The following is a 20,054-nucleotide window of genomic DNA, read 5'->3' as shown; positions in this document are numbered from 1 at the left end:
AAGGCGCGAGCGACCCTCTACAGGGTGTATCGGCGCAAACGCATGCAGGCTTGAGTGACGCTACCCGCCCTGACTTACGGGGGCATTACACGGGCCTTGCGCAGCACTATGCCTGCGCAGGCTGGTCGCGGCGCAGCCTGGCCTCGTAGGCAGCGGCCGTCATGGGTGGGCCAAACAGGAAGCCTTGCAACTTGTCGCAGCCGGCAGCTTGCAGAAACTCGGCCTGCTCCAGCGTCTCAACGCCCTCGGCCGTCACGGTCATGTCCAGCGACGCGGCCATCGCCACGATGGCGCGCGAAATCACCACCGAATCACGATGGCGCGGAATTCCGGAGACGAACGAGCGGTCCACTTTCAGGTTGTCGATCGGGAAGCGCTGCAGATACGACAGCGACGAATACCCCGTGCCGAAATCGTCGACCGAGATGCGAATGCCCAATGCCGTCAGCGCATCGAGCATCGGCATCACTGCGGCGGTATCGCGCATCAGCAGCCCTTCGGTGATCTCCATCTCCAGCGCGCGCGCAGGCAGGCCGGCCTCGGTCAGGCAACGCGAGATGGTCGGCACCAGCCCGTCGCCAAACTGGCGCGGCGACAGGTTCACGGCGATGAAGAAATCCGGCATGCAGGTGGCACGCCAGTGCGCGGCCTGATGGCACGCCTGCGCCAGCACCCATTCGCCAATGTCGCCGATCAACCCGGCGTCTTCGGCCACGGGAATGAACTCGGCGGGGGACACATCGCCCAACTCGGCGCTATGCCAACGCAGCAGCACTTCTGCACCCACGATGTCCATCGACGTGGCATCGACGATGGGCTGGAAGCGCAGCGACAGCTCGCCCGCAGTCAGCGCGCGGCGCAGGTGGTATTCCAACTGGAAGCGGCGCTGCGCACGCTGCGACAGGCGCGCGGTGTACACGCGATGCTGGTTGCGACCGTTCTGCTTGGCGTTGTACATGGCCGCATCGGCGCAGCGCAGCAGCGTGGCGGCATCGTTGCCGTGCTCGGGGTACAGCGCAATGCCGATCGACGCGCCGAGGTAGTACTCCGTGCCACTTGTTGAAAACGGCTGCGCGATCGAATGGACGATGCGCTTGGCCAACCGCTCCGCTTCACTCAACGAGCGCACGTTGTCGAGCAGCACCACAAATTCATCACCGCCCAGACGCGCCAGCGTATCGCTCTGTCGCACGCAGGCAGACAGGCGCTGCGCGACGATGCGCAGCAGATGGTCGCCCGCTTCGTGGCCGGCGGTGTCGTTCACCTTCTTGAAGCCGTCCAGGTCCAGGAACAGCACGGCAACCTGGCGCGCCTGGCTGGCGGCCTGCTCCATCACCGCCTGCATGCGCTGCGAGAAAAACGCACGGTTATACAAACCGGTTAGCGCGTCGCGCTGCGCGAGGAAGGTGAGTTGCTGCTGTGCCGCGCGCGCCGGGCCGATGTCGTTGAACGAGATGAGCACGGCTGACGGTGCGTCGTCGCCAGGGCGCACGATGGGCAGCACGTTTTCGTGCACCCATACGATGTCGCCGTCTACCAGTTCCAGCCCAACGGTCAGGCCCAGCAGCGGCCGGCCGGTGGCCAGCACCACGCGTGTGGGCCGTTCGTTGAGCGGGATCTCGCTGCCGTCTTCCCGCAAGGACCGGCGCATCAGCGCCAGATGGCTGGTGCCCACCGGCGACAGGTTGCCCGCCCGCAGAATGCGCCGCGCGCTCGGGTTGCACGCGAGGATAACGCCGTCCGCCGATTGCACGACGATGCCTTCGGTCAGGTTGTCGACGGCCAGGCGGTAACGCTCTTCGCTCTCTTGCAGGTCGCGCGCAATGCGCGCCTTCTGCACCGCCACACCCACGATATCGGTAATGCCATCGAGCAGCCCCATGGCGTCGGGCGTGGGCGCGCGCGGGGTGTCGTAGTAGATGCCCATCGCACCAATCATCTGGGCGTTGTCGCCGCGAATGGGTGTGGACCAGCATGCGCGCAGGCCCAGCGGCGCAAAGATGTCGCGGTAGTCGTCCCACAGCGGGTCGGCGCTGATGTCTTCGACGATCACGCGCTTGTTGAGGAACATGGCCGTCCCGCACGAGCCATGCGCCGGGCCGATCCTCATACCCAGCAGCACCTCCGACAGCATGTACGGCAGCGACGGCGCCACAGCCTGCGTGATGTGTTCGCCATCACCGGACAGCAGCACCGAGCACATCGCGCCGTCATCGAGCAACGTCTCAACCAGGCGGCACACCTCGGCCAGCAGATCGAGCATCGGCACATTGCGCGAGCTCAGTTCGAGCACTGTCTTTTCGCAGCGCAGCAATTCCTTGGCGCGTGCGGTCTCAGCGGCCAGTGCCCGGTAATTGGCTTCGGATTCGCGCAGGGCCTGCTCGGCCTGCTTGCGCTGGGTGATGTCGCGCGCCACAACCTGGATGGCGGTGCGCCAGCCAAGCTGCACCGGCGCGGAGAGCACTTCCACCTCCACCGGCGTGCCATCGCAGCGCAGCAAAGTCTGCTCTACGGGCGGCAGGCCCGCGCCGTGCGCGACCATCCACTCGCGGCGCTGGCGGGCGAGGTGCGTCGAGTTGTCGTGCACAAACTCGTTCAGATCATGGCCGACGATATCGCGCGCCGACTGCGCGCCAAACAGCCGAACGCCCGCCTCGTTGATGAAAACGATGATGTCGTCCGCCACGATGTAGAGCGTATCCGGCATTTGCCGGACAAGCGCTTCGTAGCGGTCGTCAGCGAGCGGCAGCGGCCTGGGGCTGTCCTGGTCAATCACGTCCGGTTCGGGACGGTCCGGTCGCTCTGCAGAGGTGGCGTCCATATCAGGGCTCTTTTCAACGATATCGACCATCGTGTCGGGAAAGTTAAGGCGTTCGGCTGCCTCTCCCCACTTCAGAGTGGGGCAAATGGCCAATGTGCGGATAAGCGGCACACCAGTTGCGGCACAATGCCCGCACGACGTCCCAGCGCAACTGTTCGCAAGTTGGCCTTATGCAATCGTTTTCGTCTTCCGTCGGCCACGTGGCTGGCCTGATTTCGCGACGTACTCTGTTGGCCGAAGGTCTGGCGGTAGCTGCCGTGCAGTTCCGCGATGGGCATATCGCCGCGTGTGATGCCAACCCGACGCGCGGCATGATCGACTGCGGCGACCTGCTCGTCCTGCCCGGCATTATTGATCTGCACGGCGATGCGTTCGAGCGCGCCGTCATGCCACGCCCCGGCGTGGCCTTCCCTTACGAAACCGCGCTGGCCGACGTTGACGGCCAATTGCTCGCCAACGGCATCACGACCGAATTCCACGGCGTGACGTACTCCTGGGAGGGCGGCTTGCGGGGCCGCGCCTATGCTCTGCACATGCTCGACACACTCGACGCCATGCGCCCGCACTTGGGGGCCCAGCACCTGATGCACCTGCGCTTCGAGCTGCACCACGCCGACGGCGTTGCCGATGCGCTAGCGTGGATACACGCCGGCCGCGTGCACTTTCTGTCGTTCAACGATCACCTGCCCATGATGCGCAACAAGCTGGGCGACGCGCGCAAGCTCGCACAATACGCCGATCGCGCCGAATGCGACATCAACACATTCCTTGCGCGTCTGAACGCCGCCGCAGGCAACGCCACGAGGCTTGACGAGGTGACCGGCACGCTCGCGCGGGCGGCACAGCAACACGGCATCTGCATGGCTTCGCACGACGAGCCCGACATTGCCACGCGCAACACTTTCCACGCGCACGGCTGCACCGTCACAGAATTTCCGTTGACCGAAGACGTTGCGCAGGCGGCGCGCGCGCACGGCGGACACATCGTCTTTGGCGCACCCAACGTGGTACGCGGCGGCAGCCACCACGGCGCGCCCGATGCGGGGGCCATGGTGGCGGCGGGGCTGGGCACCGTGCTGGCATCCGACTACTACTACCCCGCTCTGCTGGCCGCGCCGTTCAAGCTGGCCGAGCGCGGAGTGGTGCCGCTGGCCGACGCGTGGGGGCTGGTGGCCGCCAATCCGGCGCAAGCCGCTGGCCTGACGGATCGTGGCGCGCTTGCGCCTGGCCTGCGCGCAGATGCCATCGTGGTGGACGACCGCCGCCCCGGCCTGCCGCGCGTGGTGGCTGCCGTCGTGGGCGGCCGACTGCGCCATGCCAGCGGGCATCTGCCGCTGATCGGCTGAGCGCCAGCATGGACATGCCTCTGCCCCCGCTCCCACCCCTGCCCGCAGCGTGGCGGTACGCGCTCTACCTGTTGCCGCCCGAGCCGTGGTACGGGCTCGGCACACGCTGGCTTGGCCGCTGCGCGCGGCACAACGCAACCATCCCTGCTGATCAGCGCGAGTCGTTCGTGCGCGAAGCCCGCATCGACCTCGCCACGCTCGACCGCTGGACCGAAGCGCCTCGCCAGTACGGCCTGCACGCGACGTTCAAGCCGCCGTTTCGCCTCGCGAGCGATCGCACCGTCGACGAGCTGGACGCCGCCCTGCGCCAGTTCGCGCCGCAGCAGCAAGCCTTCATGATCGAGCCGGCTTTGCAGACGCTGCGCGGCTTTCTGGCGTGGCGCCTGCGTCATGGTGATCCGGCCCGCGACACGCTCCACCAGTTGGCCGATGCGTGTGTCGGCGAGTTCGATGCCTTCCGCGCGCCGCCACCGCCCGCAGAACTCGCACACCGCCGCCGTGCAGGCCTGTCGGATGCGCAGGAGCGTCATCTGCAGCGTTGGGGCTATCCGTACGTGTTTGGCACGTTCACGTTCCACATCACGCTCACCGGGCGGCTCGGCCGTGCCGAGCAGCTTGCGTGCTATCGCGCGCTGGAGGCCACACGTGTGGTGCTGCCAGCGGCCATGCCCATCGACCACATCGCGCTGTTCTCGCAGCCTGCGCCGCAAGCGCCGTTCACGGTGGCACGTGTGTACCGGTTTGATGGGGGCATCGTAAATTTCGACGCCGCACGGCAGAGCACCTAGCGCGTGAGTTCGACCACGTCGATCACTTGCGTCTGGCCGTGCTGCTCGACCTCCTGGCGCATCACCACGGCTGCCTCGGGGCAGTACCAATCGGTGATATGCGCGACGGTCGGGTCAGGCTCGATCGTTTCATTGCCCAGCCGCAGCACGCCGAGCCGGGCCGTGCGCGTGTAACGAATCGGCCGGCACTGCAGTTGGCCAACAACGGTGTTCATCGGCTGCGGCGGGCCCACCTCGCGCTCCGACACCTCCACCCTGGCGTGCTCGGCACGCATGCGCCCCACAGAAATACCCACCCGCGGCGATACCACATCGAAATCGAAACTCGATTCGTACGTATCGCCCGGCAGCATCTCGGCCTCAGGTGCAAGGCCCGCGCCGTACAGGAACATTCCGGAGATGGCGGTGCTCACGGTGCCCACCAGATCGGCATGCTCGCTTTGCGCAAACACCTTGCCATTGATGCTCACCACGCGCGTGACCACGCCGGCTTCGTCCACCAGCAGTTGATGCTCCTGCACCGTCTCGATCGGCCGGCCACCCAAGGCGACGAGGCCCGACTTTGCATAGATGTGGAGGCCGATTTCGCAGCCATCCTGGATGTCGCGGTTGACGTCATGCAGCGTGAACTCGACGATCATCGGCGTCTTGCCGTTGCCGTCCAGGCGCACGCGGCTGCCGTCATGCACCCACGGCGCAGAACACAGCCCCGCCGCATGCGCGGGCAACGCCAACGTAACCACCGCCAGGGCTGCAGCGGCACGCCATAAAGAAAAACGCCGATGCATCGGGCGATGCATCAGCGTCTTCATGAACCCGATCGGCACGGGCTTACTGCTTGGGCGCGTCCTTCTTGTTGGCGCCTTCGCTGTACGGGTCAAACTTGCCGCCAGCCTTGGCACCCTGGCTATACGGGTCGAACTTGTCGCCGGCCTTGGCGCCTTGGGTGTACGGGTCGTACTTGCCCTTCTCCACATTGGCCGGTTGGGCGCCCGGGTTGAGCGCGCTGGCGGTGCTGTCGTTCTTGTTGGCGCCCTGCGAGTATGGGTCGAACTTGTCACCAGCCTTGGCGCCTTGGCTATACGGGTCAAACTTGTCGCCGGCTTTTGCGCCTTGGCTATAGGGGTCGAACTTCTTCTGGTCAGTCTGCGCGTGGGCCACGGTGCCGATGGCTGCCAAGACAGCTACCGCTGCCACGAGGGTAAGACGTTTGTACGGCATCTGAAGCTCCTTTGCTATGGGTCGTTTGGGCTGATGGCACAGCCTCGTTTTGAACGCATCCCGATGTCGTGCGCAACTGGCTCGTTGGCAACGGCGCCGGAAAACCCCCTCTCCTCGCCGTAAGCTATGGCAAGCGCACAGGAAAGTCAACGCACAGAAACTGCTTATTTTTTTGGCAGAAGCGAGGGGGTTTAACGAGGCTCCGGCTGGCGGATCGCACGCGGCCCCGCCACCGCAATCAGCGCCATAGTGAGCGCCACCACCGACAACCCCCAGCGCAGGTCAGAGCGATGCGCAATCAGCCCGATGATGACCGGGCCGATCAGCAAGCCCACGTAGGCAAAGCGCGCCACGGTGGCAATACCTTCGGCCGCCGGCACGCCCGGCAGGCGCGAGGCGGTGATAAAGAAGATCGGCACCATGTTGGCTGCGCCCACACCCATCAGCGCAAAACCTGCCAGGACAGCAGTCGGGGCGGGCCACAACAAGGCAAGCAGGATGCCGCCCGTTGCCAGCACGCCACTGGCGCCCAGCACACGCATGTTGCCCCAGCGCCCGCGTGCAAAATCGCCGCCAAAGCGCGCGAGCGCCATCCCACCGGAAAACGCCGCATAACCCGCGCTGGCGATGGCTTCGGGCGATTGCGCAATCTCGCGCATGTACACGGTCGTCCAGTCGTACATTGCGCCTTCGCCCAACAGCCCCAGGAAAGCCAGCAGACCGAGCACGAACAGCGTGCGGCCGGTGGTCGGGTGTGCGGTCTCACCTTCTGCATGCACGTGATCGGGCAGCATGAACGGCCCTGCGCACAGCGCCGTCGCCATCAAGACCAATGCCATGCCACCGCAATGCACCGCCGCAGATACGCCCAACTCCAACAACACGCCGCCCAAGGCCGCACCCACCATGCCGCCGAGGCTGAACATGCCATGCAGCGATGAAATGATGGGCTTGTGGTGGTGAGCCTCCACCGTGGTGGCCTGTGCATTGATCGCCACATCAAACCCAACGGTGCTGATGCCGAACAGAAACAGCGCCACCAGCAGCACTGGGTAAGTGGGCATCAGCATGATCAGCGCGAGCATTGCGCTGAAAGCGATGCCTCCGCGCATGCTGGCGTGCTGGGTGCCGACGCGCGCGACCCAACGGCCCACGAATTTGATCGAGAGGATCGCTCCGGCCGCCACCACAAACATCGCCAGCGACAGCGACGCCTCGGACAACCCGAAGCGGGCCTTTACCGTAGGGATGTGAATGCCCCAGGTCGCAAACGTTGCACCGTTGACGAAAAAAAGCGCCATCGTCGCCGCGCGGGCTGACAGGGGAAGCCGGCGAGGTTGCAATGCGCCGGCGGATTGAACGTATTCGGAAGACATGAAGGACTGCTGAGAAATACGCGGCGCAACGTGCTGCACCGCAAAGGCGTCATGCTACCGCGCCCGGCTGAAGAACGTATGACGCGCACCGTGCGCGCTAAGCCATGCGGGTATGCTGCTTGCGTCACCACGCACATCACCGCCTTCGGGAGATCTGCCATGCCCCGCGTGATATGGAAGGGCGCCGTGAGCTTCGGCCTCGTCCACATTCCGGTTGCGCTGTATCCGGCCACCCGCAGCGACGGCCTCGACTTCGACTGGCTCGACCGCCGCACCATGGATCGCGTCGGCTACAAGCGCATCAACAAAACCACCGGCAAGGAAGTGCCACGCGAGCAGATTGTGCGCGGCTACGCCTACGAGAAAGACCGCTACGCGATCCTCACCGACGAGGACATCCGCGCCGCCAACCCGGTCTCTACGCAAACGGTGGATCTGCTGACCTTCGTGGATGCGGCGGAGATTCCGTTTCTCTATCTCGACACACCCTACTTTCTTGCGCCCGACCGGCGCGGGGAGAAGGTCTACGCCTTGTTGCGCGAGGCGCTGGCGCGATCGCAGAAGATTGGCGTGGCCAACGTGGTGCTGCACACCAAGCAGCATCTGGCGGCACTGATTCCACTGGGGCCGGTACTGGTGCTGCATACGCTGCGGTGGTCCAACGAAGTGCGCGACTGGTCGGAACTGGACGTGCCGGAAGAGCGCGCCAAGGCCGCCAAGCTCTCGGCCAAGGAAATCGACATGGCCGAAAAACTCATCGACGACATGAGCGGCACATGGGACCCGACGCAATACCACGACACGTTTCGCGACGATATCCTGGCGCTGGTTGATCGCAAGGTGCGCGCCGGCCGCACGGAATCGGTGGAACCCGTGGAAACAGGACACACGGCGCCGCGCACCGACAACGTGATTGACCTGACCGACCTGCTGCGTCAGAGCCTCGCCAAGCGCGGCAAGAGCAAAGGCGCATCGAACGACGAAGCAGCGGAACAGCCCGCGGCGCGCAAGCGGGCACCACGCAAAGCGGCCACCAAAACAGCCACCAAAGCAGCCACCAAAACGGCGCGCAAGACGGCCACACGCAAGCGCGCGTAGCCTGACGGAGCTGACACCATGCCACGCCCCCTCGCCAACCATCTCGCCAACCATCTTGCCGACTACCGCCGCAAGCGCGATTTCACGCAGACAAACGAACCCGCGGGCGCACGCCGCAAGGCCGACGAACGCCGCGACAATGGCACGCTGCACTTCGTCATCCAGAAGCACGACGCAACACGGCTGCATTACGACTTCCGGCTTGAACTCGACGGCACGCTCAAGAGCTGGGCCGTCCCGAAAGGCCCGAGCCTGGACCCGGCCGACAAGCGCCTCGCCGTGCATGTTGAAGACCACCCGCTCGACTATGCAGATTTCGAAGGCCACATCCCCGAAGGCCAGTACGGCGGCGGCGACGTGATCGTGTGGGATCGCGGCACGTGGCGCCCGCATGGCGACCCACGCAAGGCATACCGCGACGGCAAGCTCAAGTTCGATCTTGACGGCGAGAAGCTGCACGGCGCGTGGGCGCTCGTGCGCACGCACTTGCGCGGCACCGGCAAGCATCCGAAAGAACAGTGGCTGCTGATCAAAGAGCGCGACGATCAGGTCCGCCCCGCAAGCGACTACGACGTGACACAGGCCATGCCCGCCAGCGTCATCACAGGGGAGAACGTCGGCGAAAAACCCCCAGCCCGCGCCGATAGCCGCAAGGCGCGGCGAACCGGGCCGGCACAAGTCCAGCCGCCTGACGGTGCCGTGCCCGGCACGTTGCCCAGAACGCTGGCGCCGCAGCTCGCCACACTGGTCGATGCACCGCCTGCGCATGGCGAATGGGACTACGAAGTCAAGTTCGACGGCTACCGCATCCTCGCGCGCATTGACGGCAGCACCGTGCGCCTGTTCAGCCGCAATGGCCACGACTGGACAGCCAAGCTGCCGCGCCAGGCGCGCACGCTGCATGCGTTGGGCCTGCGTGAAGCGTGGCTCGACGGCGAAGTCGTGGTGATGGGCGAGCGCGGCGTGCCGGACTTTCAGGCGCTGCAGAACGCCTTTGAAACCGCGCATGCTGACCGCATTGCGTACTACCTGTTCGACATCCCGTTCTGCAACGGCATGGACTTGCGTGGCGTGCCACTGCGCGAACGGCGGGCGCTGCTGCAACGCATTCTCGATGCGGCCCCGGGCGACCTGGACCGCGACGCCGTGCTGTTCTCAGGCACGTTCCAGGCGGCGCCCGAAGACTTGCTCTCTTCCGCATGCAGCATGTCGCTCGAAGGGGTGATCGGCAAGCGCGCGGATGCGCCGTACCGCGCCGGCCGCAGCCCCGCGTGGATCAAACTCAAATGCGGGCAACGCCAGGAGTTCGTGATCGGCGGCTACAGCGCACCCAAGGGCAGCCGCAGCGGCTTTGGCGCGCTACTGCTCGGCGTGTATGACGATGCAGGCGCACTGCGCTATGCGGGCCGCGTCGGCACCGGCTTCAACGAGACAAGCCTGCGCGCTCTGCATCATGAACTGCGCGGCTTGAGCATCGACACGCCACCTTTTGCCAACCCACCCACTGGCGCCGATGCCCGCGACGTGCAATGGGTGAAACCGGAACGCGTGGCCGAGATCGCCTTTGCGGAGTGGACGCGCGAAGGCATCGTGCGACAGGCCGTATTCCACGGTTTGCGCGACGACAAACCTGCGCGCAGCATCGTGCGCGAAACTGCCAAGTCTGCCGGCGCAACTGGCGCGGCCCGCAAGGAGAATCGCGCCATGAAAGCGACCGAACGCAAGGTGCACCCAGGCGCAGAGCGCATCGCAGGCGTGGACATCACACACCCGGCGCGCGTGATCGAAAAGGCCAGCGGCACGACCAAGGCCGATCTCGCACGCTACTACGCAAGCGTGGCGAGCTGGATGCTGCCGCATCTGCACGACCGGCCCGTCTCGCTGGTGCGCGCGCCGGATGGCATCGATGGCGAGCACTTCTTCCAGAAGCATGCGGCGGCGCTCAAGCTGCCGGGCATCACGCAACTCGACCCGTCGCTGGACCCGGGGCACGCATCGCTGCTGGCGATTGGTTCGCCTCAAGCGCTGGTCGGCGCGGTGCAGATGGGCACGGTGGAATTCCACACCTGGAACGCGCTGGCCGACCGCATCGAACAACCCGACCGCATCGTCTTCGATATCGACCCCGACCCGGCACTGCCCTTCACGCGCGTGATCGAAGCCACGCAACTCACGCTCGCGTTGCTCGATGAACTGGGCCTGAAGGCTTTCCTGAAAACCAGCGGCGGCCACGGCATGCACGTGATGGTGCCGCTCATGCGGCGTGAGGCCGCCGGCTGGGACGTGCTCAAAGATTTTGCACAGGCCGTCGTGCGGCATATGGCGGCCACGTTCCCCGACCGCTTCGTCGCCAAGATGGGGCCGCAGAACCGCGTGGGGAAGATCTTTATCGACTATCTGCGCAACAACCGCGGTGCAAGCACGGTGGCAGCCTATTCGGTGCGTGCGCGGGTGGGGTTACCCGTATCGGTGCCGATCCGCCATGACGAACTGGCGGGGCTGCAGTCGTCTGCCCAGTGGACGCTGCGCACGCTGCCGGACCGGCTCGCCAAGCTCAAGGCCGACCCATGGGCCGACTACGCCAGCACGCGTCAATCCGTTACCGCCGACATGCGCAAGCGCATCGGCGCCGATGACTGAACCGTCACACGCTGACGATTCTTAAAGAATTGGACGGGGAAGGCCCCATTGCTTGTCGGCCGAAGTGCGGGGTGGCTGCGTTAACATGCCTGCGTCCGCACTTGGCGCACGTGTGTGCGCCCCACTCTGCCCCCGCCGATGGCCCGAATTCGTCCGACCCGTTTGCTGACTCTGTCGCGCAGCGCCTTTGCCTGCGCGGTGCTCTTCGCTGTTGCGGCCTCGCCGCTGGCCCACGCCAAGAAGGCCAAAGCACCCGCCGCACCGCGCGCCACCGCCTCGCAGGCGCGCCAGGCCGTGCACAACCCCGCCGGACTGCCCGCCAATGTGGCGATGGCCTTTGCGCGCGCGCACATCCCGCTGGATGCGGTGAGCGTGTTCGTGATCCGCACCGGCACCGCCACGCCCATCCTGCAATGGAATGCCGACACGGGAATGAACCCGGCGTCGACCATGAAGCTGCTGACCACCTTCGCGGGGCTGGACCTGCTCGGCCCGGACTTCCGCTGGAAAACCACGGCCTACGCTGACAGCCAGCCCGTCAATGGCACGCTCAACGGCAACCTGTATCTGCGCGGCCAGGGTGATCCGAAGCTGATTCCGGAAGAGCTCGTCAAGCTGGTGACCGGCGTGCGTCGCGCCGGGGTGGACGAACTGGCCGGCAATATCGTGCTGGACCGCACTTACTTCGAGAGCGGACTGTCCGAAGCGCCACCGCTCGATGGCGACAGCGCGCGTGCGTACAACGTGGCGCCCGATGCGCTGCTGTATTCGTTCAAGACACTGACGTTCACGCTATCGCCCGACGCCGGCAACGGCGCGGTCAACGTCGATGTATCTCCGCCGTTGGCGCAATTGCAGATCGACAACCAACTGCGCACCACACGCGGCGGCTGCGGCGACTGGAAAACGACGTCTGGCGCCAACATCACCACCCAGACCGATGGCCACGTGCTCGCCAGTTTCGACGGCCGCTATGCCGCCGCGTGCGGCGAACGCGTGTACAACATCGCCGCGCTCACGCATGCCGACTTCATCTGGGGCGGCTTCCTGGCGCTGTGGCAGCAGGCCGGCGGCACGACGCGCTTCACGCCCGGTCTGCGCGAGGGCAAGGTGCCGCGTCAGGCCGTTCTGCTGGCCACGCACTACGGGCCGCCGCTGTCGGAAGTTGTGCACGACATCGACAAGTATTCGAACAACGTGATGGCGCGCCAGCTATTCCTCACCATCGGCGCGGAAATTGGCCGCAAACCCGCGTCGGTGCGCCAATCGACAGACGTCATCAACCGCTGGCTCGCCAACCAGAACCTGACGATGCCCGAGCTGGTGCTGGAGAACGGCTCGGGCCTGTCGCGCGTGGAGCGCATCAGCGCACGCAACATGGGGCGCTTGCTGCAACAGGCAGATGCCAACCCGAACGGTGGCGTGCTGCGCGATGCGTTGCCCGTGGTTGGCGTGGACGGCACCATGCGCAACCGCCTCACACGCGCTGGCGTGGCCGGCAACGCCGAGATCAAGACCGGCACGCTTAATGACGTGCGCGCCATCGCCGGCTATGTGGAAGGCGAAGGCGGCCAACGCTTCGTGGTGGTCAGCATGATCAACCACCCGAACGCCAGCGGCGGCCAGGCAGCGCACGACGCGCTGCTGCAATGGATCTATCAGGGCGCACAACGATGAGCACGCAGAACACGCCAACTGCACGCAAAGCGCTGCTGGGGATCACCGGCACGTCGGGCAGCGGCAAGACCACGCTCGTCGAACAGCTCATCGCCCGCTTCGTGCGCGACGGGCGCCGCGTGGCCGCCATCAAGCACACGCACCATGGCTTCGATCTCGATTCACCCGGCAAGGATTCGCACCGCATGCGCGAAGCCGGCAGCGCAGAAGTCGTGCTGGTGGGCGGCGAACGCCTCGTGCTGATGCGCGAATACGCCAATGCCCGGGAGCCGGAGTTGGACGACGTGCTGGCGCTGCTCTCGCCCGGCACTGACCTCGTCATCGTGGAAGGCTACAAGCGCAGTACCTTCCCGAAAATCGAAGTCTTCCGCCCTTCGCTGGGCCGTCCGCCGCTGTGGCCAGACATTGGCGGCGTGGTGGCAGTGGCCACCGATACGCCCGATGCCGTGCAAGCGCCTGAAGGCCTGACCGTGCTCGATTTGAACGACGTAGATGCGGTGTACCAGTTTGCCGCGCAGCAACTGGCCAACGCGAGCATATGAAGCCCGCTTAACATCCGGGCGGGGCGACGTGGCTATGATAGGGCGATCCAGTGTTTCGCCAGCCCCCTTCCAACAACATGTTTTTCCGTCTATCGGCCGCGCTGCCTGGCGCGGTTTTTTTTTTGCTCCGCTCCCCACGCCTCTGCACGTGGAAGCTGGGCGTGCGGATGCGGCGCAGGTCTGCTTCAAGCGGGGGCTCGCCGTTTCGCCGCAAAACGACGCGCTCAAGGCCACGCTGACAAGGCTGGCGGTGACATTGCTGGACTGCCGACGCGAAGCCGCGCAAGCATCGCGGAAAAAAAAACGCCCGCTTCACGCGGGCGCTCTTGCTGAGTGGTGCTCGATCAATGCGTCACAGCGTCAGCCAGCAGGCGTTGCAGCACGTTGCTGGAGATCAGGCGATGGCCGCCCGTGGTCGGGTGCACGCCATCCGCGAACAGGTAGGACGTATCTGCGCCCGTGGCCACCAACGTGTTGGCCGAGCAGAACAGCGAGCTACCGCCCGCGCCCGGCACCAGTGCGTTGATCTTGGTCGCATCGCAAGCCGGCACGCTGGTATTGCCGAACCCGAACATTGCGCCGTTCTGGATCACGGCCGTCAGTTGCGAGTTGAAATCGATCACGCGAGCACTGGTACCTGCCAGACCGGTTTGCAGCGTGGTGTTGAATGCGCCAACCAACGCATGCAGCAGCGCCTGCCCCGCCGCGCCTCCAGCCACGCCCTGCGGCGTCAGGCTGCTGTCGGGCAGGTTGAACACGTAGAGCTGCGTCGCGTTCTTGCTGATCATGTCCTTGATGTAACCGACCAGATCAGTCGCAGCCTGCTGCACCTGTGCGGTGGCAATGGCCGGCGTCACGCCCGAGTTGGGTGTCGCCACAGCGGCAGCCCAGTAGAAGATGTCGTTGTTGCCGCCAAACACGAACACCAGGTCGTTGTTGCCGTTGAACGTGTTGTTGCTGGCCGTGTAGAAGTTGGCGAGCTGCTGCTTGACCGGATACGTGAGTGCCCCGGCGCCGCCGTTGTGGCCGATGCCGTTCGGGTCGGTCACGCGCGAGCCGCCTTGTGCGTAGTCGAAGCAACCGGGTTTCGGGCAGTTCTGCACCGAGGTGGCATAGCCCATCACGGCCGGCGTCAGCGCCACACCGAGTTGCGTAGCCACAGTTTCCGCCCAGATGGGGCCAGGGTTGGTGGTGAACTTACCGCCACCCACGGCTGCTGCCGCCGGCGTATAGGTACCGGCGTCACTCAGGCTGTCGCCGAATACCACCATGCGCTGAACCTTGGCGACGTTGCTGTTGCCGCTCTGATCGGTTTCACCGCCGCAAGCGGCCAGGCCCAAGGCCAGGGTCGCCGAAGCGACGACGCCCATCCATTGACGCAACTTCATGATGTCTGTCTCCCGTATGGAATTTTTATGGTCTGTGGTGCCGCGGTGCGTAACCTCGCCGTGCGCGTTTGAAGCACGCGGAACGACACAACGCCCAAGTGTAGCGAGACAGACGGCTGTTCGACGAACACGCGCCCCGGAAGAATTAGAGGCCAGACTCGAACTAAGCAGCGAACGCGGCGGCCGCGCGACGCAGGCGATCGTTGACGGCGGCCCAGGCGGGCGTGTCGGCCAGGGTTTCCACCCAGATGGCGTCGTAACCGCCGCGGTCGAGTTCACGCAATAGCGCATAGAGCGCATTGGCGTAAGCGGCGGGTGTGGCGGGGGCGATACGTTGGTCGCAGCCATCACGCAGTACCACGGGAGCGCCCAACCATACGATGCGCTTATCCGCAGGCAGCGCCGCCAAGCGCACAGGTACGTCGGCGGCGGGCAGCAGATACAGCGGCGTGCGCGGCGCGTAATGCGCCTTCAGCGTGCCGGAAGCACGTGGTGCAGCAGCATCGGGCAACGCCGGCAGTTCGCCGGTCACGCGCTCGATATCTTCGGGTGTGACCGCGCCCGGGCGCAGCAAGACGGGGCCAATGCTCTGATCCAGCCGCGAGAGATCGATGATGGTCGATTCAATGCCCACGTCTACGCCATCGCCTTCGAGCACGAACACGGCATCGCCGAATTCATCGCGCACGTGCTGCGCAGTCGTTGGGCTGACTTGGCCGAACTTGTTGGCTGACGGCGCCGCAATACCGCCGCGCCCACGCTTGAAGCGCGAAAGCAGCGCCTGCGCCACCGGATGCGACGGGCAACGCAACCCGATGCTGTCCTGCCCGCCCGCCACGGCCGCAGGAATGTGCGATGCACGTTTCAGGATCAGCGTGAGCGGCCCCGGCCAGAAGGCTTCGATGAGTTGCAGAGCGATGCCCGGAACGTCGTCGGACCAATAGGAAATGTCAGCACCATCCACCACGTGCACGATCACGGGGTGATTGGACGGTCGGCCCTTGGCCGCGTAGATCTTGGCGATAGCCTGCGGGTTTTCGGCATCGGCGCCGAGACCGTAGACCGTTTCGGTCGGGAAGGCGACCAGTTCGCCCGCCTCCAGCCTGCGCGCGGCTTCGTCGAGGCGTTCGCGCGAGGGCATGACGCAGGGCGTGGTCGATTTGTGCATGATGGCTGCTTGTCTTGAATCCCGGCGCTCAGTCCGGCTGCAGGCCGAGCACGTGTGCGGCGTGGCGGAAGGCTTCATCCACCACTTCCGGCGAGGTGCCGACGCAATTCACGTGACCCATCTTGCGGCCCGGGCGGGCGTCGGCCTTGCCATACAGGTGGACCTTCGCGCCGCTGTGGCCCATCACTTCATGCCACGCAGGTGTGCGCTCCAGGCCGTATTCGAACCACACATCGCCCAGCACATTCAGCATGCGCCCCGGCGAATGCTGCCGTGTGCTGCCCAGCGGCAGGCGGGCCATGGCGCGCACCTGCTGTTCGAACTGGCTCGTCTCGCACACATCCATGGTGATGTGGCCGGAGTTGTGCGGGCGCGGCGCCATTTCATTGGCGACCAGGGAGCCGTCCTGCAGCACGAAGAACTCGATGCACAGCACACCGACATAGCCCATCTCTTCGGCAATCATTGCCGCGGCGGCACGCGTGCGCGCGGCGATGTCGTCCGACACGCTGCGCGAGGGCATGGTCGTCGAAAACAGGATGCCGTCCCGGTGCGCATTCTCGGCGAGCGGCCACGTGACGGTGGTGCCATCGGCGCCGCGAGAGGCCAGCACGGACACCTCATACGCGAGCGGCAGCATCTTCTCCAGCACGCACGGCACGTGCTGCATGGCGCCCCAGGCAGCGCGCAGTTCTTCAACCGTCGAGACGCGCGCCTGGCCCTTGCCGTCATAGCCCATGCGGGCAATCTTCAGAATGCCGGGCAGCAGGTCGGCCGGCAGTTGTTCGATGTCGGCCTCGTGTTCGATCACCCAGCTTGGCGCGGGGTGGATGCCGGTGCGTGCGGCGCACAGCGCGAAGAATTTTTTCTCGGCGATGCGGTTCTGCGCGATCGACACGCAATTGGCGCGCGGTGCAACAAATACGCCAAGCTGCTCCAGGCGATCAAGCGCCAGCGCGGGCACGTTCTCGAATTCAGTGGTGACGGCTGGGCACAGCGCGGCCATCTCGGCCAGTGCGGCTTCATCGGTGTAGCCGGCGCACAGGTGGCGCTCGGCGATGGTGCCGGCGGGGCTGTTCGGGTCCGGGTCCAGCACGCAGACCTTGTAGCCCATTGCCTGTGCGGCATGCGTGAACATGCGGCCGAGCTGGCCGCCGCCGAGCATGCCCAGCCAGGCATCGGGCAGGATCGCGTTGGGAACGTTCAGCGCGCGGGATTCCGCGGTGTGGGCTTGCGCTAGGCGCGGGTTCAGGTCGTCGGCCATGGATCAGGTCGTCGGGGTCGTAGGTTACTTAGACGCCGTGCACAGGGAGTGTCATGCCGCGCGCCACTTCGGTCTGCTGCACGCGGAAGGCTTCGAGCTTGTCGGCCAGCGCCGTGTCAGTGGTGGCGATGGTGGCAATGGCCGCCAGCGCAGCATTGGCCGCACCCGCTTCACCAATGGCGAAGGTCGACACCGGAATGCCCTTGGGCATCTGAACGATGGAGAGCAGCGAATCCTCACCACGCAGGTACTTGGACGGCACCGGCACACCGAACACCGGCACGATCGTCTTGGCAGCGATCATGCCCGGCAGGTGCGCTGCCCCGCCGGCACCGGCGATGATCGCGCGCAAACCCCGGCTGCGCGCGGTTTCAGCGTAACGGAACATGTCGTCCGGCATACGGTGCGCCGAGACGACCTGCGCCTCGAACGGAATACCGAACTGCGTGAGCATGTCCACGGCATGGCGCATCACTTCCCAGTCGGAGCTGGAGCCCATCACTACGCCAACGAGCGGAGCGGCCTGGGTTGCCGATTCGGGTGCAGTCATCGTCGGCTCCTTAACGCAGGGATTCGCCGGTCAGGCGGGTCAGTGCTTCGCGGTACTTATCGGCGGTCTTTTCGATCACGTCGGCGGGCAGTTGCGGCGCCGGCGCAGTCTTCGGCCACGGTTTGCCGTCGATGCGCACGGCCTCGAGCCAATCGCGCACGAACTGTTTGTCGAACGACGGCGGGTTGGTGCCGACCTGATACGAATCGGCCGGCCAGAAGCGCGACGAATCTGCAGTGAGCGCCTCGTCCATCAGCGTGAGAGTGCCGTTCTCGTCCAGGCCGAACTCGAACTTGGTATCGGCGATGATGATGCCGCGCGTGGCGGCAAAATCGGAGGCTTCCTTGTACAGGCGGATGCTCACGTCGCGGATCTGCGCGGCGAGTTCAGCGCCGATGCGGCGCTCGACTTCATCGAAGGAGATGTTCTCGTCGTGCTCGCCCATCTCGGCCTTGGCGGCAGGGGTGAAGATCGGCTCGGGCAGCTTCTGCGCGTTCTGCAGGCCGGGAGCCAGATGCACGCCGCAGACAGAGCCGGTGGCCTGGTAATCCTTCCAGCCGCTGCCGGCCAGATAGCCGCGCACCACGGCCTCCACCAGGATCGGCTTCAGGCGCTTGACCACGATGGCGCGGCCGCGCACCTGATCGACTTCGTTCGGGGCCACCACGGTTTCCGGTGCAATGCCCGTCTCGTGCGTCGGCACGATGTGGCGCAGCTTGTTGAACCAGAAGTCCGACATCTGCGCGAGCACGCGGCCCTTGTCCGGAATCGGCTGGCCGAGGATCACGTCAAATGCCGACAGGCGGTCGGTGGTGACCATCAGCAGCTTGTCGTCGCCGACAGCGTAGTTCTCGCGCACCTTGCCACGGCCGAGCAACGGCAGGCTGGTGATCGACGATTCGTAAAGGGCGGAGGATGCAGCGGGGTTGTTAAGGGCAGCGGACACGGCGGAACCCGGGAGGAAATAAGAAAACGTGGAAGGCCAGCATTATACGTGGCCCATGCAATGCAAAACGGCTGGCGCAGTGCCAGCCGTTTGCTAGATGTGACGCGAAATGCTTATTGCACCACTTGGGCCAGATCGCCGCTTTGGTACTTCTGTGCCATCACCGAGAGGCCGACCGGCTTGATCTTGGCAGCCTGGCCTTCACAGCCGAACTCGATGTAGCGCGCCTTGCAGACTTGCTTGGCCGCTTCGCGCGCGGGCTTGAGCCACTCGCGGGCGTCAAACTTGTCGGGGTTTTCGGCCAGGAACTTGCGCACCGCGCCCGTCATCGCCAGGCGGATGTCGGTGTCGATGTTGATCTTGCGCACGCCGTACTTGATGGCCTCTTGGATTTCTTCGACCGGCACGCCGTAGGTTTCCTTCATCTTGCCGCCGTACTGGTTAATGATGGCCAGCAGTTCTTGCGGCACGCTCGACGAGCCATGCATCACGAGGTGGGTGTTCGGAATGCGCTTGTGGATTTCCTTCACGCGGCTGATCGCCAGGATGTCGCCGGTGGGCTTGCGCGAGAACTTGTAGGCGCCATGGCTCGTGCCGATGGCGATGGCCAGGGCGTCGAGCTGCGTGGCCTTGACGAACACGGCCGCTTCTTCCGGATCGGTCAGCAGTTGGCTGTGGTCGAGCTTGCCTTCAGCGCCGATGCCGTCTTCCTCGCCAGCCTCGCCGGTTTCCAGATTGCCGAGGCAGCCCAGTTCGCCCTCGACAGTCACGCCAACCTTGTGCGCCATTTCGACCACGCGACGCGTCACGTCGACGTTGTAGTCGAAATCGGCCGGGGTCTTGCCGTCTTCGCGCAGCGAGCCGTCCATCATGACCGAGCCGAAGCCCAGGTCGATCGCGCCCTGGCAGATTGCCGGGGTCTGGCCGTGATCCTGGTGCATCACCAGCGGAATCTCCGGATAGGCTTCGACAGCCGCCTGGATCAGGTGCTTGATGAACGACTCGCCGGCGTACTTGCGGGCGCCCGCGCTGGCTTGCAGGATCACCGGAGCGCCGGTTTCCTTGGCCGCTTCCATCACAGCCTGGACCTGCTCCAGGTTGTTCACGTTGAATGCCGGCAAGCCGTAGCCGTTTTCAGCGGCGTGGTCCAGCAGTTGGCGCATTGAGACGAGTGGCATGGTTTTCTCCTATGGATCGATCTGTATTCGGTCTCAGGAACGCGTGGGCGT

The 20,054-nt window shown here is 65.3% G+C and carries 16 protein-coding genes; 6 read left to right on the top strand and 10 right to left on the bottom strand.

What is annotated here, in order from left to right; genetic code table 11:
* Positions 1–106 precede the first annotated feature (106 nt).
* On the bottom strand, positions 107–2,821 hold the full coding sequence (locus PSUB009319_RS08180) for an EAL domain-containing protein (RefSeq protein ID WP_185453430.1): 2,715 nt from the start codon (positions 2,819–2,821) through the stop codon (positions 107–109).
* 170 nt (positions 2,822–2,991) lie between these two features.
* Between PSUB009319_RS08180 and PSUB009319_RS08175 the strand changes: the two genes are divergently transcribed.
* Together PSUB009319_RS08175 and PSUB009319_RS08170 are read left to right on the top strand one after the other, a co-directional pair.
* On the top strand, positions 2,992–4,167 hold the full coding sequence (locus PSUB009319_RS08175) for an alpha-D-ribose 1-methylphosphonate 5-triphosphate diphosphatase (RefSeq protein WP_124381739.1): 1,176 nt from the start codon (positions 2,992–2,994) through the stop codon (positions 4,165–4,167).
* An 8-nt stretch (positions 4,168–4,175) separates the two neighbouring features.
* Complete coding sequence (locus tag PSUB009319_RS08170) at positions 4,176–4,955, top strand: DUF1045 domain-containing protein (RefSeq protein WP_124381738.1); 780 nt, start codon at positions 4,176–4,178, stop codon at positions 4,953–4,955.
* Here PSUB009319_RS08170 and PSUB009319_RS08165 read toward each other — a convergent pair.
* From PSUB009319_RS08165 to PSUB009319_RS08155, 3 genes are all read right to left on the bottom strand, one after another.
* Positions 4,952–5,767 (bottom strand): hypothetical protein, encoded by an 816-nt coding sequence (locus tag PSUB009319_RS08165; protein WP_124381933.1) that lies wholly within the window; start codon positions 5,765–5,767, stop codon positions 4,952–4,954. The genes PSUB009319_RS08170 and PSUB009319_RS08165 overlap by 4 nt on opposite strands.
* 19 nt (positions 5,768–5,786) lie before the next feature.
* Positions 5,787–6,176, bottom strand: a complete 390-nt coding sequence (locus PSUB009319_RS08160; RefSeq protein ID WP_124381737.1) for a hypothetical protein — start codon at positions 6,174–6,176, stop codon at positions 5,787–5,789.
* A gap of 191 nt (positions 6,177–6,367) precedes the next feature.
* Positions 6,368–7,552: an MFS transporter gene (locus PSUB009319_RS08155; RefSeq protein WP_124381736.1), complete on the bottom strand. Its 1,185-nt coding sequence runs from the start codon at positions 7,550–7,552 to the stop codon at positions 6,368–6,370.
* A gap of 159 nt (positions 7,553–7,711) precedes the next feature.
* On the opposite strand from PSUB009319_RS08155, the gene PSUB009319_RS08150 reads away from it, so the two are divergent.
* From PSUB009319_RS08150 to mobB, 4 genes are all read left to right on the top strand, one after another.
* Positions 7,712–8,650, top strand: coding sequence for a Ku protein (locus PSUB009319_RS08150; protein WP_124381735.1), 939 nt, complete (start codon positions 7,712–7,714; stop codon positions 8,648–8,650).
* 18 nt (positions 8,651–8,668) lie between these two features.
* Complete coding sequence (gene ligD, locus PSUB009319_RS08145) at positions 8,669–11,290, top strand: DNA ligase D (protein WP_124381734.1); 2,622 nt, start codon at positions 8,669–8,671, stop codon at positions 11,288–11,290.
* Positions 11,291–11,428: 138 nt separating this feature from the next.
* A complete protein-coding gene (gene dacB, locus PSUB009319_RS08140; RefSeq protein WP_124381733.1) occupies positions 11,429–12,967 on the top strand; it encodes a D-alanyl-D-alanine carboxypeptidase/D-alanyl-D-alanine-endopeptidase in 1,539 nt (512 codons plus the stop codon).
* Entirely contained in the window at positions 12,964–13,509 is a 546-nt protein-coding gene (mobB, locus tag PSUB009319_RS08135) for a molybdopterin-guanine dinucleotide biosynthesis protein B (protein ID WP_124381732.1), read from the top strand. The genes dacB and mobB overlap by 4 nt, the downstream gene beginning before the upstream one ends.
* Before the next feature lie 344 nt (positions 13,510–13,853).
* On the opposite strand, the gene PSUB009319_RS08130 is transcribed toward mobB, so the two are convergent.
* From PSUB009319_RS08130 to fba, 6 genes are all read right to left on the bottom strand, one after another.
* On the bottom strand, positions 13,854–14,897 hold the full coding sequence (locus tag PSUB009319_RS08130) for an SGNH/GDSL hydrolase family protein (protein ID WP_124381731.1): 1,044 nt from the start codon (positions 14,895–14,897) through the stop codon (positions 13,854–13,856).
* Between the two features lie 163 nt (positions 14,898–15,060).
* Positions 15,061–16,065, bottom strand: a complete 1,005-nt coding sequence (locus PSUB009319_RS08125; RefSeq protein ID WP_124381730.1) for an L-threonylcarbamoyladenylate synthase — start codon at positions 16,063–16,065, stop codon at positions 15,061–15,063.
* A gap of 28 nt (positions 16,066–16,093) precedes the next feature.
* Positions 16,094–17,329: a 5-(carboxyamino)imidazole ribonucleotide synthase gene (locus PSUB009319_RS08120; protein ID WP_124381729.1), complete on the bottom strand. Its 1,236-nt coding sequence runs from the start codon at positions 17,327–17,329 to the stop codon at positions 16,094–16,096.
* A gap of 28 nt (positions 17,330–17,357) precedes the next feature.
* Entirely contained in the window at positions 17,358–17,879 is a 522-nt protein-coding gene (gene purE / locus PSUB009319_RS08115) for a 5-(carboxyamino)imidazole ribonucleotide mutase (protein ID WP_124381728.1), read from the bottom strand.
* A 10-nt stretch (positions 17,880–17,889) separates the two neighbouring features.
* On the bottom strand, positions 17,890–18,825 hold the full coding sequence (locus PSUB009319_RS08110) for a phosphoribosylaminoimidazolesuccinocarboxamide synthase (RefSeq protein WP_124381727.1): 936 nt from the start codon (positions 18,823–18,825) through the stop codon (positions 17,890–17,892).
* Positions 18,826–18,938: 113 nt separating this feature from the next.
* On the bottom strand, positions 18,939–20,003 hold the full coding sequence (gene fba / locus PSUB009319_RS08105; protein WP_124381726.1) for a class II fructose-bisphosphate aldolase: 1,065 nt from the start codon (positions 20,001–20,003) through the stop codon (positions 18,939–18,941).
* Positions 20,004–20,054: the final 51 nt, after the last annotated feature.

Source organism: Ralstonia sp. SET104 (genome assembly GCF_003851545.1).
Lineage (GTDB): Bacteria > Pseudomonadota > Gammaproteobacteria > Burkholderiales > Burkholderiaceae > Ralstonia.
This window is presented reverse-complemented; position numbering and strand designations above follow the sequence as displayed.

Excerpts from the sequence above, each read along its gene's own strand:
- PSUB009319_RS08165 (WP_124381933.1), bottom strand. The coding sequence starts at position 5,767 with ATGAAGACGCTGATGCATCGCCCGATGCATCGGCGTTTTTCTTTATGG.
- PSUB009319_RS08125 (WP_124381730.1), bottom strand. The coding sequence starts at position 16,065 with ATGCACAAATCGACCACGCCCTGCGTCATGCCCTCGCGCGAACGCCTC.
- mobB (WP_124381732.1), top strand. The coding sequence starts at position 12,964 with ATGAGCACGCAGAACACGCCAACTGCACGCAAAGCGCTGCTGGGGATC.
- PSUB009319_RS08170 (WP_124381738.1), top strand. The coding sequence starts at position 4,176 with ATGGACATGCCTCTGCCCCCGCTCCCACCCCTGCCCGCAGCGTGGCGG.
- fba (WP_124381726.1), bottom strand. The coding sequence starts at position 20,003 with ATGCCACTCGTCTCAATGCGCCAACTGCTGGACCACGCCGCTGAAAAC.
- PSUB009319_RS08160 (WP_124381737.1), bottom strand. The coding sequence starts at position 6,176 with ATGCCGTACAAACGTCTTACCCTCGTGGCAGCGGTAGCTGTCTTGGCA.
- PSUB009319_RS08175 (WP_124381739.1), top strand. The coding sequence starts at position 2,992 with ATGCAATCGTTTTCGTCTTCCGTCGGCCACGTGGCTGGCCTGATTTCG.
- PSUB009319_RS08155 (WP_124381736.1), bottom strand. The coding sequence starts at position 7,552 with ATGTCTTCCGAATACGTTCAATCCGCCGGCGCATTGCAACCTCGCCGG.
- purE (WP_124381728.1), bottom strand. The coding sequence starts at position 17,879 with ATGACTGCACCCGAATCGGCAACCCAGGCCGCTCCGCTCGTTGGCGTA.
- ligD (WP_124381734.1), top strand. The coding sequence starts at position 8,669 with ATGCCACGCCCCCTCGCCAACCATCTCGCCAACCATCTTGCCGACTAC.
- PSUB009319_RS08180 (WP_185453430.1), bottom strand. The coding sequence starts at position 2,821 with ATGGACGCCACCTCTGCAGAGCGACCGGACCGTCCCGAACCGGACGTG.
- dacB (WP_124381733.1), top strand. The coding sequence starts at position 11,429 with ATGGCCCGAATTCGTCCGACCCGTTTGCTGACTCTGTCGCGCAGCGCC.
- PSUB009319_RS08120 (WP_124381729.1), bottom strand. The coding sequence starts at position 17,329 with ATGGCCGACGACCTGAACCCGCGCCTAGCGCAAGCCCACACCGCGGAA.
- PSUB009319_RS08130 (WP_124381731.1), bottom strand. The coding sequence starts at position 14,897 with ATGAAGTTGCGTCAATGGATGGGCGTCGTCGCTTCGGCGACCCTGGCC.
- PSUB009319_RS08150 (WP_124381735.1), top strand. The coding sequence starts at position 7,712 with ATGCCCCGCGTGATATGGAAGGGCGCCGTGAGCTTCGGCCTCGTCCAC.